Raw genomic sequence first — 16,274 nt, 5'->3', positions numbered from 1 at the left:
CGGGTACGACGTCCTACAGGTCGCCGCTCAGCCGCAGCGCGAGCATCGCGATGTCGTCGCCCCTGTCGTGCCCGAAGCAGGCGAGCAGGGTGTCGCACAGGGCGGCGGCGCCGGGCGGCGCGTCGGCGGCGACCGTGCGCAGATGCTCCATGGACTCCGCGAGGTCCGTGCCGCGGGTCTCGATGAGCCCGTCGGTGACCATGACGAGCCGGTCGTCGGGTCCGAGGACCGTCTCGGTGGGCGGCGGCCGGTCCAGACCGAGGCCGAGCAGCGGGCCGCTCGCCCGGACGTAGGCGGCGCCGTCGGCGCCGACGACCAGCGGCGGGATGTGTCCGGCGTTGGCGACGCGGGTGTGCCCGGTGGCCGGGTCGACGAGGGCGAGGCAGAGCGTGGCCGTCACCTCGGGGTGGTAGCGCTGCAGCATCTTGTCGAGGCGCCCGGCGAGCACTCGGGGGTCGTACTCCTCGACACAGTAGGCGCGCAGCGCGTGGCGGATCTCGACCATGACGGTGGCGGCCTCCAGGGAGTGGCCGACGACGTCGCCGATGCCGGTGAGCACGCCCCGCGGTGTGGTGAGCGCGGTGTAGAAGTCGCCGCCGATCTCCGTGTCGCGGGAGGCGGGTTCGTAGCGCACGGCGATCTCGGCGCCGGGCACCGGCGGCACCTGCGTCGGCAGGAAGCTGCGCTGGAGGGTGAGGGCGATGTGGCGTTCCATCTCGTACATCAGCAGTCGTTCGGCGGCGTACGCGGTGGCGTGGGCGAGCCGGGCCACCAGGCGTCCGGTGTCCTCGGTGATGCCGTGGGCGTACGCGGGTGTGGCCAGGCAGACGGGCACGCCGCCGTCGCGGGAGCGGGCCAGGGTGAGCCGGGCGCCGTCGGGCAGGCCGCTGCCGCCGGGCGGCTCGGGCTGGAAGAAGCCGGGCGGCCACAGCGGAGCGGGCACGACGGTGCTGCGCACGCCGACGCGGCCCGACAGGGTGCGCTGGATCAGGCGGGCCACCGCCTCGTGCGCGCCGTCGTCGGGCAGCGAGGCCGCGGATCTGCGCCGGGACAGGCCCCGATGCAGTTCGCCGTCCCCGCCGAGGACGAACGCGGCGGCGGGGCCGTAGGTGAGGCGGGCCGTGCCGGCCGCGGCGGCCTCGACGAGCTCGCGCGAGGAACGGGCCGACTGCACGTCGAGGACCGTCTCGGCGAGCTGGGCCAGATGCCCGGCCTGCGCCTCGGCGTCGCTGCGGTGGCGGGCGCCGCGGGCCACGGCCCGGACGACGGCCTGGATCTCCTCCGGTTCGGCGGGCACCGTCAGATAGGCTTCGCCGCCCGCGTCGAGACCGAGGCACCGGTCGGCGGGAGCGATCCGGGCGGCCGAGAAGTGCACGACGGGCAGCGCGGCGGTCGGGGGTGACTCCTTCATGCGGCGGCAGAGTTCGAAGCCGCTCATGTCGGGCAGGCCGACGTCGACGAGCGCCACGTCGGGCAGCTCGCCGGCGCGCTGGCGGACGTCGAGTTCGACGAGTGCCTCGCCTGCGCTGGCCACGAGGACGACGCGGTGGCCGTCCCTGCGCAGGACGGCGCCCAGCGCGTATCGGCTGGCGGCGACGTCGTCGACCACCAGGATCGTGGTGTCTGCCTTGCCGTTGGCACTCACGCGGGGCCCCTTTGGGGCTGGTGGGGCAGACCTCCCTCGGGCCTGCCCGACCAAGTTAGCGCTCTAGCGGGCGCTCCGGGAGAACACGGCGACGGTCCGACCGGGAACAGTGAAGATCCCGGAACTCTCTTCGTACGTCGCGGCCTTGACGATAGGATCTGCGCCCTTTCTCTGGACGGGGTGCAATTGGTACGCGCTCCCCGCGACGTCCTGTACCTGCTGTTCCCGGGTGTCCGGGGTGGCGTTGAAGACCACGACCAGATCCCCGAGCCGCATGGTGATGACCCCGGGCGTCTCCTCGCGGCCCGACAGAGGGAAGCTCAGCGTCCGCCGCACCTCGTCCGCCGTGCGCTGTCCGAAGACGGGTTCGGTCGTACGGATCTTCAGCAGATCCCGGTAGGCGGCCGAGGCGGTCCTGATGTCCGCACAACCGACCCGGATCGACGTCAACAGCGGCTTGGCGTAGGGCCACTTGGCCTTGTTGTCGGCGGCGGGCGGCAGGCCCCGCCCGAAGCCGTTGCCGTCGCGGCAGTCCCAGTGCAGGGCGTTGAACCAGTCGCCGCTGTCGTAGGAGTTGCGGTCCAGGGACTTGGAGCGCAGCCGGTCGGTGCCCGCCTGGGAGAGCGCGGGGCCCTGGGAGAGCGTGGCCGTGGCCATCGCGAGGACCTGCATGCGGGAGCGGTCGGCCGCGGAGGTCGACGCGGGCAGCTTGAAGGCGAGGGCGTCGAAGAGGGTTTCGTTGTCGTGGGCGTCGACGTAGGCGAGGGCGTCGCCGGGGGCGGCCGCGTAGCCCGCGGGCGCGCCGTTGTAGTCGACCTCGGAACCCTTGACCGTACGCCCCTCGGTGTCGGTGAAGGTGTAGTCGGCGAGGTTCCCGGTGAGGCCGAGCTTGATGAGGTCCTGGTAGTGCAGGAGGCGTGCCTTCTGCTGGGCCGGGGTGCCGTTGGCCTTCGAGGAGTTGGGGTCGGTGTACAGGCCGCTGGCGAAGCCCTGGACACCCGGGTCCTCGTCGAAGGGGCCGCCGCCGCGCACCGCGTCGCGGGCCCGGTCGGAGAAGGTGGCGATGCCGGTGCCCGCCATGTTCTTCTGGGTGGCCTGGACGAAGCGGGCGTCGTCGGCGACCTCGCCGAAGTTCCAGCCCTCTCCGTAGAGGATGATCCGCTTGCCGTCGACGCCGTCCTTCTTCGGCGTGAGCGCGTCCAGGGCCTTGCGGACGGCGAGGATGTTGGCCTTGGGGTGGTGGCCCATCAGGTCGAAGCGGAAGCCGTCGACCTTGTACTGCTTCGCCCAGGTGACCAGGGAGTCGACGACGAGCTTGCCCATCATGGCGTTCTCGGGCGCGGTGTTCGCGCAGCAGGTGGAGTTCGCGACGGTGCCGTCGGCGAGCAGGCGGTGGTAGTAGCCGGGCACGATCCTGTCGAGGACGGACTTGGGGTCCTGCCCGCTCGCGGCCGTGTGGTTGTAGACGACGTCCATGACGACGCGCAGCCCCTCGCCGTTGAGGGCCTTGACCATCTCGCGGAACTCGACGGTGCGGCGGGTCCCTTCGGGGTCTGTGGCGTACGACCCTTCGGGCACCGTGTAGTGGAAGGGGTCGTACCCCCAGTTGTAGGCGTCGTCGGCGGCGACGGCGGCCACGCACTCCTGCTGCTTCTCGGAGTCGGCGGCGTGGGAGGCGAGGTCGCAGTCCGGGGTGTTCTGGTCCGCCCTGCGCTCGGGGATGGTGGCGATGTCGAAGGCGGGCAGCAGGTGGACGTACGAAGTCCCGGCCTTCGCGAGCTTCTTGAGGTGCCGTGAGCCCTTGCTGCGGGCGTCGGTGAAGGCGAGGTACGTGCCGCGGTGGCGGGCCTTCGCCGTGCGGTCGGACGCGGAGAAGTCGCGGATGTGGAGTTCCTGGATCTGCGCGTCGTTCAGCGGCACGGCCCGCGGCTTCCTCAGCGTCGACCAGCCCTTGGGGGCGAGGGACTTGGCGTCGAGGTCGACGACCAGGCTGTGGGTGGAGTCGGCGGTCAGGGCGAGCGAGTAGGGGTCGGTGACCTTGTTGGTGACGACCGCGCGGGCGCTCGGGGACCAGACCTTCACGACGTAGCGGTAGGGCTTGCCGGTCCAGCGCGCGGGGCCGGTGGCGGACCAGACGCCGCTGGTGTCGTCGCGCCTCATCGGCACGCGCTCGCCGCCGAGTTCGAGGGCGACGGACTGGGCGGTGGGCGCCCAGACGGAGAGGGTGGGGCGCCCCTTGCGGAAGACCGGGCCGAGCGAGGCCTTGGTGGCGCGCGCGGCGTAGAGGTCGTCGAGGACGCCCTGGGTCTGGACGCCGGTGGCGGTGACGAGGGTGCCGTCGGCCGCGCGCCGCGTGAGGACCACCTGGCCGGTGAGGGCCTCGGCGACGTGGCGGCGGTCGCGGGCGTCGACCTCGTAGGCCGCGTACGCCGCCAGGTGCGGGAACTTCTTCCGCTGGGCCCCGGAGAGCCCGCCGGGGGTCCGGACGATCCTCAACTCGCGGCCTTCGCCCACGAGTTCACCGTCCCGGACGGCGAGCTCGCCGTCCGGGTCGGCGACGAGGCGGGCGGTGGCAGCGACCTCGCCGCCCCGCGGGACGGCGACGGTGGCGCGGTCGATCCACCGGGCGGTCGACTTCGTCAGGTCGAGGGGGGCGTCGCCGTCGGGGGACGCCGCCCCCGCCGGTATCGCGGCGAAGAGGGCCGCGACGAGCGCGAGAACGATGCCGGTGACCGCGACGGTGCGGTGCCTGAACTCCTGGGCCATGACGGGGGAACGTACCGCCAAGTCCGTCTTGCAGCAAGAGATTGCAAGAATTTCCAGTCGACGCATTGACTGAGTCACATCAGCCCCTTCACGCTCACCCCGACACGCAACTTGGTCCGGACGGGACGAAGTTGCCCCCCCACCGTGAACCCCGACCACCGTGAACCCGACCACCGTGAACCTCCAAGGAGCCGCAGCATGCCCATCCCCCCACGACCACGGCGGCGCGCCGCGCGACTGCTCGCGGCGGGCGCCCTGACCCTCGGCGGCCTGGCCGCCCTGCCCGCCCCCGCCACCGCGCAGGCCGCCCTCACCACCGACACCGGCGTCCCCAACGGCGACACCATCGCCAACCTCTGGGAGTGGAACTGGAAGTCGGTCGCCGCCGAGTGCACCGACGTCCTCGACCCGGCCGGCTACGGCGCCGTCCAGGTCGCGCCGCCCGCCGAGTCCCTCAAGGCCGCGGGCCTGAACTGGTGGGACGTGTACCAGCCCTACGCGTACGCCCTGAACAGCCGGTTCGGCACGGAGAAGCAGTTCGAGGAGATGGTCGCCACCTGCCACGGCGCGGGCATCAAGGTGTACGTCGACGCGGTGATCAACCACACCTCCGCACAGCCGGGCACCGGCTACGGCGGCACGAAGATCACCGATAAGTACGACACCCCGGACTGGGACCCCGGCGACTTCCACCAGGGCGACGACTGCAAGGACGAGGACCTCACGATCGACGACTGGTCGAACCCGGCCGAGGTCCAGAACTGCGAACTGCTCGGCCTGCCCGACCTGGAGACGGAGGAGGACGGCGTCCGCAAGAAGATCGCCGGCTACCTGAACAAACTCACCGGCATCGGCGTGGACGGCTACCGCGTCGACGCCGCCAAGCACATCCCCGCGGCCGATCTCGCCGCGATCGAGGGGTACTTGGAGCCCACGGCGTCGGGCACGAAGCCGTACATGTTCCAGGAGGTCTACCCGGGCGCGACGCCCGCTCCCGGTGACTACTTCGGCACGGGTGACGTCCTGGACTTCACATACGCGAGCAAGCTGAAGGACCAGTTCAAGGGCGACATCTCCAACTTGGAGACGTTCGGGGAGAGCTGGGGCCTGCTCCCCGAGGACAAGTCCGCGACGTTCGTGACCAACCACGACACCGACCGCAACGGCTACACCCTCGGCATGAAGGACGGCGCGACCACCACCCTCGCCACCGTCTTCCAGTTGGGCCGCGGCTACGGCACCCCGTCCGTGTACGCAAGCTTCACCTGGTCCGACGCCGACGGCGCGCCGCCGAACACGGACGGCTTCGTCACCGACACCGACTGCTCGGCCGGCTGGTCCTGCCTGGACCGCGACACGGCGGTCAAGGGCGCGGTGGCCTTCCACAACGCCACCGACGGCGCGGCATACACGAACTTCCAGGCGAAATCGCCCGATGTCATCGGCTTCAGCCGGGGCGACAAGGGCTTCATGGCGCTCAACAACACGTCCGCGGAGGCGACGTACACGTTCGCGACGAACCTCGCGGACGGGACGTACGAGAACGTGCTCGACGGCGGCGCGAGCAGCGTCACCGTCTCCGGCGGCTCGGCCGAGATCACGGTGCCCGCGATGGGCGCGGTGGCCTTCCACAGCTGAGACAGCAGCCCGAGACAGCAGTCTGAGGCAGCAGATGAAAAAGAGCCCTGCAAGGTCTTTCGCAAGACCTTGCAGGGCTGTTAACTTCCTGCCAGCCCGGCGGCCGTCGAAGGGACGGACGGCACAGCGGGTCCATCCCTCAGGAGTTCACTATGCGACGTGGCATATCGATCGCCGCCGCGGTCACCGCTCTCGCGCTCGGCGCCACCGCCTGCGGCAGCGATGACGAAGGCTCGACCGGCAACGCGAAGTCCGCCAAGGACATCTCCGGTTCCATCACGTACTGGGACACCTCGGACGCCACGACCGAGGCGCCGGTCTACAAGAAGCTGATCGCCGACTTCGAGAAGAAGTACCCGAAGGTCGACGTGAACTACGAGAACATCGAGTTCGCCTCGATCGAGCAGAAGTTCAAGTCCGCGGCGAAGACCGGCAAGGGCGCCCCCGACGTGATGCGCGCCGACGTCGGCCTCATCCCCGAGTACGCCTCGCTGCACTACATCGCCCCGCTGGACGGCACCCTCGCCCTCAAGGGCGGCACGGACGACTTCACCGACGGCCCGCTGGACACCACGAAGTACCAGGGCAAGACGTACGGCGTCCCGTCGGTCACCGACACCCTCGGAATCCTCTACAACAAGAAGCTCTTCAAGAAGGCCGGCATCGAGAAGGCGCCCACCACCTGGGACGAGTTCATCGAGACGTCGAAGACCATCAAGAAGAAGACCGGCGTCGAGGGCACCTACGTCAACCCCGACTCCTACTTCCTGCTCCCCTTCCTCTACGGCGAGGGCACCGACCTCGCCGACCCGAAGGCGAAGAAGATCACGATCAACTCGCCGGAGGCCGTCAAGGCCGTCACCACGGCGAAGAAGGTCTACGACCAGGCCTCCGCGAAGGTCGACTTCGCCAACGCCTACGACAACATGCAGACCTCGTTCAAGAACGGCGAGGTCGCCATGTTGATCCAGGGCCCCTGGTCCGTCACCGACGACCTCTCGGGCAAGGCCTTCAAGGGCGACGAGGACAACCTCGGCTTCGCCCCGGTCCCCGCGGGCTCCACCGGCAAGCCGCAGTCCCCCACCGGCGGCCACGACCTCACCGTCTACCAGGGCTCCAAGAACCTGGACGCCGCCTACCTCTTCACCCAGTTCATGACCACCTCGCAGAGCCAGCAGAAGATCGCCGCCGGGACCGCGACGCTGCCGACCCGCGAGTCCGCGTACACCCCCGAGGTCCTGAAGGACCCGCGCGTCAAGGGCTTCCACCCGATCATGAAGAGCGCCCGGCCGCGCGTCGCGCTCCCCCAGGTCGGCAGCCTCTTCACGCCGCTGGTGCAGCAGTACACGAAGATCCTCCAGGGTGATGTCCCGGTGAAGTCCGGCCTCGACGCGGCCGCCGACGACTTCAAGAAGCTCCTCCCCGGCTACACCATCGGCAGCTGAGGCAGGCAGAGTTGATCACCGCACTTCGCCACTCCTGGCAGAAGTACTGGTACGCCTGGGCGATGGTGGCGCCGGTCACCATCGTCCTCGCGGTACTGGTCCTGTATCCGCTGGGCTACGGCTTCTACCTCTCGCTGACCAACGCCAACGAGGCGAACGTGGCGCGCGACATCGGCGCCTTCCACGCCCCCGCGACGTACGAGATGGTCGGGCTCGACAACTACTGGTCGGTCCTGTCCGGCGCGGACGGCGACTTCTACCCGCGCCTGATCTGGACGGTGATCTGGACCGTTTCCTGCGTCGTCCTGCACATCGCCATCGGCATGGGCCTGGCCCTCCTGCTCAACCGCAGGATGCGCGCCAAGCTGCTCTACCGCGCCCTGCTGATCCTGCCCTGGGCGGTCCCGGCGTTCGTCGGCGTCTTCGCCTGGCGTCTGATGCTCAACTCGCAGTACGGCGTCTTCAACGAGATGATCACGGCGGTCGGCCTGCCGGCCCAGAACTGGCTCGCCACTCCGCTCGCCCAGAAGGTCGCCGTGATCATGGTGAACGTCTGGATCGGCGTCCCCTTCAACATGGTGGCGCTCCTCGGCGGACTCCAGTCCATTCCCAAGGAGCTGTACGAGGCCGCCGAGATGGACGGCGCCTCCCCCTGGCAGCGGTTCGTGAACGTCACGCTCCCCGGTCTGCGCCCGGTCACCAACACCGTGGTCCTGCTCGGCTGCATCTGGACGTTCAACATGTTCGCGGTGATCTATCTGCTGCTCGGCCAGAACACCACCGGTGAGGCGGACATCCTCGTGACCTTCGCGTTCCGCAAGGCGTTCACCGGAGTGTCCGACTACTCCGGCGCAGCCACCTACGGAATCGTCATCCTCGCCCTCCTCCTCGCCTTCTCGACCTTCTACCGCCGCCGCCAGCTCAAGACCGAGCAGGCGTGAGGGGGCCCGCCACCATGACCTCAGCAACCACCCACTCCCCCACCTCCGTCACGGCTCCGGCGAAGGCCGCCGCGCCCCGCACCAAGCGGGTCCGCGGCCGCGAGGAGCGCTCGACGCTCGCCTCGGTCGCGCTGCACGGCACGCTGATCCTGGCGAGCCTGGTCGCCGCGTTCCCCGTCGTGTGGATCGTCTTCATCTCGCTCGGCCCCAAGACGGCCTGGCAGAGCCCCGGCGAGGTGCTCGGCAACCTCAGCCTCGACAACTACGCCAAGGTGCTCACCGACACCGACTTCCCGCAGTGGTTCGGCGCCTCGGTGATCGTCGCGGGCGGCACCACGGTGCTCGGCGTGTTCCTCGCGGCGAGCGCGGGCTACGCGGTCTCGCGGATGCGCTTCCCCGGCCACAAACAGCTGATGTGGTCGTTCCTGGTCACCCAGATGTTCCCGATGGCCGTCCTGATCGTGCCGCTGTACGAACTCCTGGCCCGCTTCGACCTGATCGACAACTACCTGGGGCTCATCCTCACGTACGCGACGACCGCGGTCCCCTTCTGCGCCTGGATGATGAAGGGGTACTTCGACACGATCCCGCACGAGATCGACGAGGCGGGACGGGTCGACGGCCTCACCCCCTTCGGCACGTTCTGGCGGCTCATCGTGCCGCTCGCCAAGCCGGGCCTCGCGGTGACCGCCTTCTACAGCTTCCTCACCGCCTGGGGCGAGGTCGCCTACGCCTCCCAGTTCATGGGGGCGGACCATTACACCCTTGCGGTCGGAATCCGCACCTTCGCCACCGAATCCCGCGCAGACTGGGCCATGATGACCGCCGCCTCGGTGATCATCCTGATCCCGGCGACCCTCGTCTTCCTTCTGGTCCAGCGCAACCTGGTGTCGGGCCTGACGGCCGGCGGCACCAAGTCCTGACGCCCCTCCAGCCCCTGTAACTCCCCGCACTCCTAAGGGACTTCATGACCCAGCACGCCACCGCCGCGCCCGCCGCCACCGACTCCGCGCCCACCCGGGAGTGGTGGCGCGACGCGGTCATCTACCAGGTCTACCCGCGCAGCTTCGCCGACGGGAACGGCGACGGCATGGGCGACCTGCCCGGCATCACGGCCCGCCTGCCGCACCTGCGCGACCTGGGCGTCGACGCCGTCTGGCTCTCCCCCTTCTACTCCTCGCCGCAGGCCGACGCCGGCTACGACGTGGCGGACTACCGCGCCGTCGACCCGATGTTCGGCACCCTCACCGACGCCGACGACCTGGTGCGCGAGGCCCACTCGCTGGGCCTGCGCGTCATCGTCGACGTCGTGCCCAACCACTGCTCCGACCAGCACGAGTGGTTCAAGCAGGCGCTGCGCGAGGGCCCGGGATCCCCGCTGCGCGACCGCTTCCACTTCCGCGCGGGCAAGGGAGCGGACGGCGAACTGCCGCCCAACGACTGGGAGTCCATCTTCGGCGGCCCCGCCTGGACCCGCGTCGAGGACGGCGAGTGGTACCTCCACCTCTTCGCCCCCGAGCAGCCCGACTTCAACTGGGAGCACCCCGCCGTCCACGACGAGTTCCGCTCCGTCCTGCGCTTCTGGCTCGACCTCGGCATCGACGGCTTCCGCATCGACGTCGCGCACGGCCTGGTCAAGGCCGCGGGACTGCCCGACATCGGTCACGACGAGCAGGTCAAGCTGCTCGGCAACCAGGCCGTGCCGTACTTCGACCAGGACGGCGTCCACGAGATCTACCGCGACTGGCGCAAGATCCTCGGGGAGTACGGCGCCGACCGCATCGCCGTCGCCGAGGCGTGGACCCCCACCGTCGAGCGCAGCGCCCTGTACCTGCGCCCCGACGAGCTGCACCAGGCCTTCAACTTCGAGTACCTCACCACCGACTGGGACGCCGCGGCGCTGCGCGCCGTCATCGACCACTCCCTGGCCGCGATGAACGCCGTCGAGGCGCCCGCCACCTGGGTGCTCTCCAACCACGACGTCGTACGCCACTCCACCCGCTTCGCCGACGGCGACGAGGCCCGCGGCCTTCGCCGGGCGCGGGCGGCCTCGCTCCTGATGCTGGCGCTTCCCGGCTCCGCCTACCTCTACCAGGGCGAGGAGCTCGGCCTGCCCGAGGTCACCGAGCTGCCGGACGAGGTGCGCCAGGACCCGGCGTTCTTCCGCTCCGCCGGGCAGGACGGCACGCGCGACGGCTGCCGGGTGCCGCTGCCCTGGTCCGGCGAGCGCGCGCCGTTCGGCTTCGGGCCCGCCGAGGGCGGCCCGAGCTGGCTGCCGCAGCCGGCGAACTGGAAGGACCTGTCGGTGGCCGCGCAGACGGGCGACCCGACCTCGACGCTGGAGTTCTACCGCAGCGCCCTCGCCGTGCGCCGCGAGCACCCGGCGCTCGGCGGGGGCCGTGACATCGCCTGGCTGGCATCCCCCGAGGGCGTGCTCGCCTTCCGCCGCACCACCCCCGAGGGCTCCTTCGTCTGCACGGTGAACCTCACCGCGTCCCCCGTCGCGCTGCCCACCCCCGGCACCCTGCTCCTCGCGAGCGCCGACGTCGCGCCCGCCGCCGACGAGACCGTCCTCCCGGCCGATTCAACGGTCTGGTGGGCAGCCTGAGATGCGACCGGTACAGTCCAATCCTGTGACCGCACGGCTAGCCGACATCGCAGCCCAGGCGGGGGTCAGCGAAGCGACAGTAAGCCGCGTGCTCAACGGCAAGCCGGGCGTCGCCGCGGCCACCCGTCAGTCCGTGCTCGCCGCGCTCGACGTGCTCGGCTACGAACGCCCGGTGCGTCTGCGTCGGCGCAGCGCGGGCCTGGTCGGCCTGATCACGCCGGAGCTGGAGAACCCGATATTTCCCGCGCTCGCCCAGGTCATCGGGCAGGCCCTGACCCGGCAGGGGTACACGCCGGTCCTGGCCACGCAGACCCCGGGCGGCTCCACCGAGGACGAGCTGACCGAGATGCTGGTGGACCGGGGGGTCGCCGGGATCATCTTCGTCTCGGGCCTGCACGCGGACACCTCGGCCGACATGCAGCGCTACGAACAGCTGCGGGCCCAGGGCGTGCCCTTCGTGCTCGTGGACGGCTTCTCGCCGAAGGTGCAGGCGCCGTTCATCTCCCCCGACGACCGCGCGGCGATGCGCCTCGCGGTCACCCACCTCGTCTCCCTCGGTCATACGCGCATCGGACTCGCCCTCGGTCCGAAGCGATTCGTACCCGTACAGCGAAAGATCGAGGGCTTCGTACGCACGATGCAGGACCAGCTGGACCTCTCCCCCGAGGAGATCGAGGCGGATCTGGTGCAGCACTCCCTGTACACCCTGGAGGGCGGCCAGGCCGCGGCCGCGGCCCTGATGGACCGCGGCTGCACCGCCCTGGCGTGTGCCAGCGACATGATGGCCCTCGGTGCGATACGGGCGGCGCGGCAGCGGGGCCTGGAGGTGCCGGACGACGTCTCGGTGGTCGGCTTCGACGACTCCCCGCTGATCGCGTTCACCGATCCGCCGCTGACCACGGTGCGTAAGCCGGTGCCCGCGATGGGCCAGGCCGCGGTGCGCACCCTCCTGGAGGAGATCGGCGGCACCCCCGCGCCGCACAGCGAATTCGTCTTCATGCCCGAGCTGGTCGTTCGCGGTTCAACCGCTTCCGCGCCCAGGAATCCCTAGGGCTTTCTCAGGGTCGCGGGGTCGTTCCTGCGGCGTAGGGAGTGCGGCCCGAACCCGACCAGGGGATGATCGGGCGGGGGGCGGATATCTGGCAGACTCTGTGCCTATGGGTGAGACGACCGTGACGACAATCGAGGGCCGCGAAGGGCCTGCCGCATCACCCGTCGCGGGCGAGGAAGAAGACCGCAATGGGCGGAGTCTCCTGCGACGTGTGCAGCGCCTGCGCACGCCCCGTCGGCCCCGGCTGTGGTTCGAGATCCTGCTGATCGCGGTGAGCTACTGGACGTACTCACTGATCCGCAACGCGGTGCCGGAACAGAAGGCCCAGGCGCTGAAGAACGCCGACTGGATCTGGCAGATCGAGCAGGATCTGGGCATCGCCGTCGAGAAGAGCGTCAATCACGCCGTGGACTCGGTGACATGGCTCATCGTCGGCATGAACTACTACTACGCGACGCTGCACTTCGTGGTGACGCTGGGCGTCCTGGTCTGGCTGTTCCGCAAGCACCCCGGGCGGTACGCGGCCACGCGTCTGGTGCTCTTCGCGACGACGGCGGTGGCCCTGGTCGGCTACTACCTGTATCCGCTGGCGCCGCCCCGCCTGATGAACAACACCCAGTTCATCGACACCGTCGTCGTCCACAACACCTGGGGCTCGATGGCCTCGGGCGACCTGAAGAACATGTCGAACCAGTACGCGGCGATGCCGTCGATGCACATCGGCTGGTCCCTGTGGTGCGGCCTGACGATCTTCGCGCTCGCGTCCGTGCCGTGGGTGAAGGTCCTCGGCCTCCTCTACCCCACGGCGACGCTCGTCGTGATCGTGGCCACCGCCAACCACTTCTGGCTGGACGCGGTGGGCGGCATGATCTGCCTGGCCTTCGGCTTCGCGGTGGCACGTCTGTGGTACGGCTCGATGCCGTATGCGCTGCCGCGCGAGGTGGCGGTCGAGGGTGCGGCGCCCTTGGTTCCCTTGAAAGTCTGAGCGTCGTCCGTCGGCTGCGGCTCGTTCGTGGTTGCTCGCGCAGTTCCCCGCGCCCCTTACGGGGGCACGATCCCGGCGGGCTACGACGCCCCGTAGAACCTCTCCTCCACCACCGCCCGCGCCCTGCGCGTGATGCGCCGGTAGTCGTCCAGCATGTCGCCCACGTGGCCGGCGTCGTAGCCCAGGTAGCGGCCCACCGCGGCGAGCTCGCGGCCGTCGGAGGGGAACGTGTCGCCCGCGCGGCCGCGTACCAGCATCACCGCGTTGCGCACGCGCGTCGCGAGGACCCAGGCCTCGTCGAGGATCGCCGCGTCCTGTGCCGGGATCAGCTCCGCCGCGCAGGCCGCCGCGAGGGCCTCGCGGGTGCGGGTCGTGCGCAGGCCCGGCTCGGCCCAGGCGTGCTCCAGCTGCAGGAGCTGAACGGTCCATTCGACGTCGGACAGACCGCCGCGGCCCAGCTTGGTGTGGAGCGTCGGGTCGGCGCCGCGCGGCATCCGCTCCGCCTCCATGCGGGCCTTGAGGCGGCGGATCTCGCGGATCGCGTCCTCGCCGAGGCCCTCCGCCGGATAGCGCAGGGGGTCGACGAGCTCGATGAAGGCACGACTCAACTCCTCGTCGCCCGCGACCGGTTCGGCCCGCAGCAGCGCCTGTGACTCCCAGACCAGGGACCAGCGGCGGTAGTAGGCCTCGTACGACTTGAGGGTGCGCACCAGCGGGCCGCTCCTGCCCTCCGGGCGCAGATCGGCGTCGATGAGCAACGGCGGGTCGGCGGACGGGATCTGGAGGAGCCTGCGCATCTCCGAGATCACCTTCGCCGCGGCCTTGGTCGCCTCCTGCTCGTCGGCGCCCTCCCGCGGCTGGTGCACGAACAGGACGTCCGCGTCCGAGCCGTAGCCCAGCTCGTGACCGCCGAAGCGGCCCATGCCGATGACCGCGAAGCGGGTCGGGAGCGTGTCGCCCCAGCCCTCGCGGACCACGGCGCGCAGGGTGCCCGCGAGCGTGGCGGCGGTGAGGTCGGAGACCGCCGTGCCCACCCGGTCCACCAGCGCCCCCGGGTCTGCTTCGGCAGGGCTGTCCTCCGTGCCGTACGAGCCGATGAGGTCCCCCGCGGCGGTGCGGAACAGCTCCCTGCGGCGGACTCCGCGCGCCGCCGTCACCGCCTGCTCGGCGCCGTCCGCGCGGCGCACCGCCGCGAGGATCTCCTGCTCCAGGTGGGCGCGTCCGCGCGGCTCCAGGCCCCGCTGGTCGCCGAGGAGGGCGACCGCCTCGGGGGCGCGAAGGAGCAGGTCGGGGGCGAGGCGTCCGGCGGACAGGACGCGGGCGAGGTTCTCGGCCGCCGCGCCCTCGTCCCGCAGCAGGCGCAGGTACCAAGGGGTCTTGCCGAGCGCGTCGGAGACCTTGCGGAAGCCGAGGAGGCCCGCGTCCGGGTCCGCCGAGTCCGCGAACCAGCCGAGCAGGACCGGCAGGAGGGTGCGCTGGATGGCCGCCTTGCGGGACACCCCGGACGCCAGCGCCTCCAGGTGCCTGAGGGCCGCGCTGGGGTCCGCGTACCCGAGGGCGACCAGGCGCTCGCGGGCCGCCTCGGTACTCAACCGCGCCTCGCCGGGCGCGAGTTGGGCGACCGCGTCGAGCAGCGGGCGGTAGAAGAGCTTCTCGTGCAGGCGGCGCACCACGGAGGTGTGCCGCTTCCAGGCGCGGTTCAGGTCCGTGATCGGCTCGGTGCGCATCCCCAGGGAGCGGCCGATGCGCCGCAGGTCGGCGTCGCCCTCCGGCACGAGGTGGGTGCGGCGCAGCTTGTACAGCTGGATGCGGTGTTCCAGGGAGCGCAGGAAGCGGTACGCGTCGTCGAGCTGGACGGCGTCCACCCGCCCCACGTACCCGCCCTCGCCGAGCGCGTGCAGCGCCTCCAGCGTCGAACCGCTGCGGATCGAGGGGTCGCTGCGGCCGTGCACCAACTGCAGCATCTGGACGGCGAATTCGACGTCCCGCAGCCCTCCGGGACCGAGCTTCAGCTCCCGCTCGACCTCGCCCGCCGGGATGTTCTCGACGACTCTGCGGCGCATCTTCTGCACGTCGGTCACGAAGTTCTCTCGCTCGGCGGCGTGCCAGACGAGCGGTGCGAGCGTGGCCACGTACTCCTCGCCGAGTTCGAGGTCGCCCGCGACGGGGCGGGCCTTGAGCAGCGCCTGGAACTCCCAGGTCTTCGCCCACCGCTGGTAGTACGCGAGATGGCTGGAGAGGGTGCGCACCAGCGGGCCGTTCCTGCCCTCGGGGCGGAGGTTGGCGTCGACGGGCCAGATGGTGCCCTCGACGTTGGTCTCGGAGCAGATCCGCATCATGTGCGAGGCGAGCCGGGTCGCGGCCCGCAGCGCCTTGTCCTCGTCGGCGCCGTCGGCGGGTTCGGCGACGAAGATGACGTCGACGTCGGAGACGTAGTTCAGCTCGTGGCCGCCGCACTTGCCCATCGCGATGACCGAGAGCCTGCACTGCGCGGCGTCACCGGGCGCCGCCGCGCGGGCCATGGCGAGCGCCGCCCGCAGCGTCGCCGTCGCGAGGTCCGCGAGCTCGGCCGCCGTCTCGGCGACGTCCGTCGTGCCGCACACGTCACGGGCCGCTATGGCCAGCAGACAGCGGCGGTAGGAGACGCGCAGCGAGACCGGGTCCGTGGCGTCGGCGAGGCCGCGCTCGAACTCCTCCACTCCGGGGTGCAGATCGGCCGACTCGTACGTGACCAGGGCCCGCCAGTCGCGGGGGTGCCTGGCCAGGTGGTCGGCGAGGGCCTCGGAGGCGCCGAGCACCCCGAGCAGACGGTCGCGCAGGGGCTTGGCGGTGACGAGGGTGTCGAGCAGCTCCCGCCGGCTGAGGTCGTCCTCCTGCCCCTCGACCAGCCTGACCAGGCCGAGCAGCGCCAAATCCGGGTCGGCGGTGGCGCCGAGCGCGTCCAGGAGCAGCGGGTCGGAGCGGACGGCACTCAGCGCGGGGTCGTCCAGGAGCCGCTCCGCCGCGGACGGATCGGTGAAGCCGTGCCGCAGCAGCCGCGTGAACGTACTGCTTCTGCGCCCTTGCGGCAGCGTCATGGTCCCGCGCCTCCGTTCGATCACTTCTTCGCCCGAGCCTACGGCCTCACCGATGAGTTCCGCCCGCGCGCGCAGTCCGTCCTTGGACGGGAGCATCGAAGAAGCGGCGGAGGGACGA

Annotated in this window: 10 protein-coding genes; 7 read left to right on the top strand and 3 right to left on the bottom strand. The window is 70.8% G+C overall.

Going from position 1 to position 16,274, the window contains the following annotated elements; genetic code table 11:
• Positions 1-13 precede the first annotated feature (13 nt).
• Positions 14-1,645 (bottom strand): fused response regulator/phosphatase, encoded by a 1,632-nt coding sequence (locus AB0B50_RS16480; RefSeq protein WP_362331263.1) that lies wholly within the window; start codon positions 1,643-1,645, stop codon positions 14-16.
• A 63-nt stretch (positions 1,646-1,708) separates the two neighbouring features.
• Complete coding sequence (pulA, locus tag AB0B50_RS16475) at positions 1,709-4,411, bottom strand: pullulanase-type alpha-1,6-glucosidase (RefSeq protein WP_362331260.1); 2,703 nt, start codon at positions 4,409-4,411, stop codon at positions 1,709-1,711.
• A 198-nt stretch (positions 4,412-4,609) separates the two neighbouring features.
• On the opposite strand from pulA, the gene AB0B50_RS16470 reads away from it, so the two are divergent.
• The 7 genes from AB0B50_RS16470 to AB0B50_RS16440 all read left to right on the top strand — a co-directional run bounded on the left by AB0B50_RS16470 (position 4,610) and on the right by AB0B50_RS16440 (position 13,079).
• The gene (locus AB0B50_RS16470) at positions 4,610-6,049 is read left to right on the top strand and encodes an alpha-amylase family protein (protein ID WP_362331257.1); all 1,440 of its coding nucleotides are present in this window, start codon (positions 4,610-4,612) and stop codon (positions 6,047-6,049) included.
• Between the two features lie 152 nt (positions 6,050-6,201).
• Positions 6,202-7,494, top strand: coding sequence for an extracellular solute-binding protein (locus AB0B50_RS16465; protein WP_362331254.1), 1,293 nt, complete (start codon positions 6,202-6,204; stop codon positions 7,492-7,494).
• A gap of 62 nt (positions 7,495-7,556) precedes the next feature.
• The gene (locus tag AB0B50_RS16460; RefSeq protein ID WP_362331673.1) at positions 7,557-8,435 is read left to right on the top strand and encodes a sugar ABC transporter permease; all 879 of its coding nucleotides are present in this window, start codon (positions 7,557-7,559) and stop codon (positions 8,433-8,435) included.
• Positions 8,436-8,449: 14 nt separating this feature from the next.
• Positions 8,450-9,358 (top strand): carbohydrate ABC transporter permease, encoded by a 909-nt coding sequence (locus AB0B50_RS16455; RefSeq protein WP_362331251.1) that lies wholly within the window; start codon positions 8,450-8,452, stop codon positions 9,356-9,358.
• Positions 9,359-9,402: 44 nt separating this feature from the next.
• Positions 9,403-11,043 carry a glycoside hydrolase family 13 protein gene (locus AB0B50_RS16450; RefSeq protein WP_362331249.1) on the top strand — a complete coding sequence of 547 codons (1,641 nt, stop codon included), beginning with the start codon at positions 9,403-9,405 and terminating at the stop codon, positions 11,041-11,043.
• Positions 11,044-11,068: 25 nt separating this feature from the next.
• Positions 11,069-12,094, top strand: coding sequence for a LacI family DNA-binding transcriptional regulator (locus AB0B50_RS16445; RefSeq protein ID WP_362331246.1), 1,026 nt, complete (start codon positions 11,069-11,071; stop codon positions 12,092-12,094).
• Between the two features lie 106 nt (positions 12,095-12,200).
• Complete coding sequence (locus tag AB0B50_RS16440; RefSeq protein WP_362331243.1) at positions 12,201-13,079, top strand: phosphatase PAP2 family protein; 879 nt, start codon at positions 12,201-12,203, stop codon at positions 13,077-13,079.
• 80 nt (positions 13,080-13,159) lie between these two features.
• Here the strand turns inward: AB0B50_RS16440 and AB0B50_RS16435 are convergent, their stop codons facing one another.
• Entirely contained in the window at positions 13,160-16,156 is a 2,997-nt protein-coding gene (locus AB0B50_RS16435; RefSeq protein WP_362331670.1) for a bifunctional [glutamine synthetase] adenylyltransferase/[glutamine synthetase]-adenylyl-L-tyrosine phosphorylase, read from the bottom strand.
• Positions 16,157-16,274: the final 118 nt, after the last annotated feature.

The organism is Streptomyces sp. NPDC041068 (assembly GCF_040647455.1).
Lineage (GTDB): Bacteria > Actinomycetota > Actinomycetes > Streptomycetales > Streptomycetaceae > Streptomyces.
The sequence above is the reverse complement of the archived record's forward strand: the minus strand, read 5'-3'. Positions and strand labels throughout refer to the sequence as shown.

What these genes read in the sequence shown, in the direction of transcription:
- pulA (WP_362331260.1), bottom strand. Translation starts at nt 4,411, where the DNA reads ATGGCCCAGGAGTTCAGGCACCGCACCGTCGCGGTCACCGGCATCGTT.
- AB0B50_RS16470 (WP_362331257.1), top strand. Translation starts at nt 4,610, where the DNA reads ATGCCCATCCCCCCACGACCACGGCGGCGCGCCGCGCGACTGCTCGCG.
- AB0B50_RS16465 (WP_362331254.1), top strand. Translation starts at nt 6,202, where the DNA reads ATGCGACGTGGCATATCGATCGCCGCCGCGGTCACCGCTCTCGCGCTC.
- AB0B50_RS16460 (WP_362331673.1), top strand. Translation starts at nt 7,557, where the DNA reads ATGGTGGCGCCGGTCACCATCGTCCTCGCGGTACTGGTCCTGTATCCG.
- AB0B50_RS16455 (WP_362331251.1), top strand. Translation starts at nt 8,450, where the DNA reads ATGACCTCAGCAACCACCCACTCCCCCACCTCCGTCACGGCTCCGGCG.
- AB0B50_RS16450 (WP_362331249.1), top strand. Translation starts at nt 9,403, where the DNA reads ATGACCCAGCACGCCACCGCCGCGCCCGCCGCCACCGACTCCGCGCCC.
- AB0B50_RS16440 (WP_362331243.1), top strand. Translation starts at nt 12,201, where the DNA reads ATGGGTGAGACGACCGTGACGACAATCGAGGGCCGCGAAGGGCCTGCC.
- AB0B50_RS16435 (WP_362331670.1), bottom strand. Translation starts at nt 16,156, where the DNA reads ATGACGCTGCCGCAAGGGCGCAGAAGCAGTACGTTCACGCGGCTGCTG.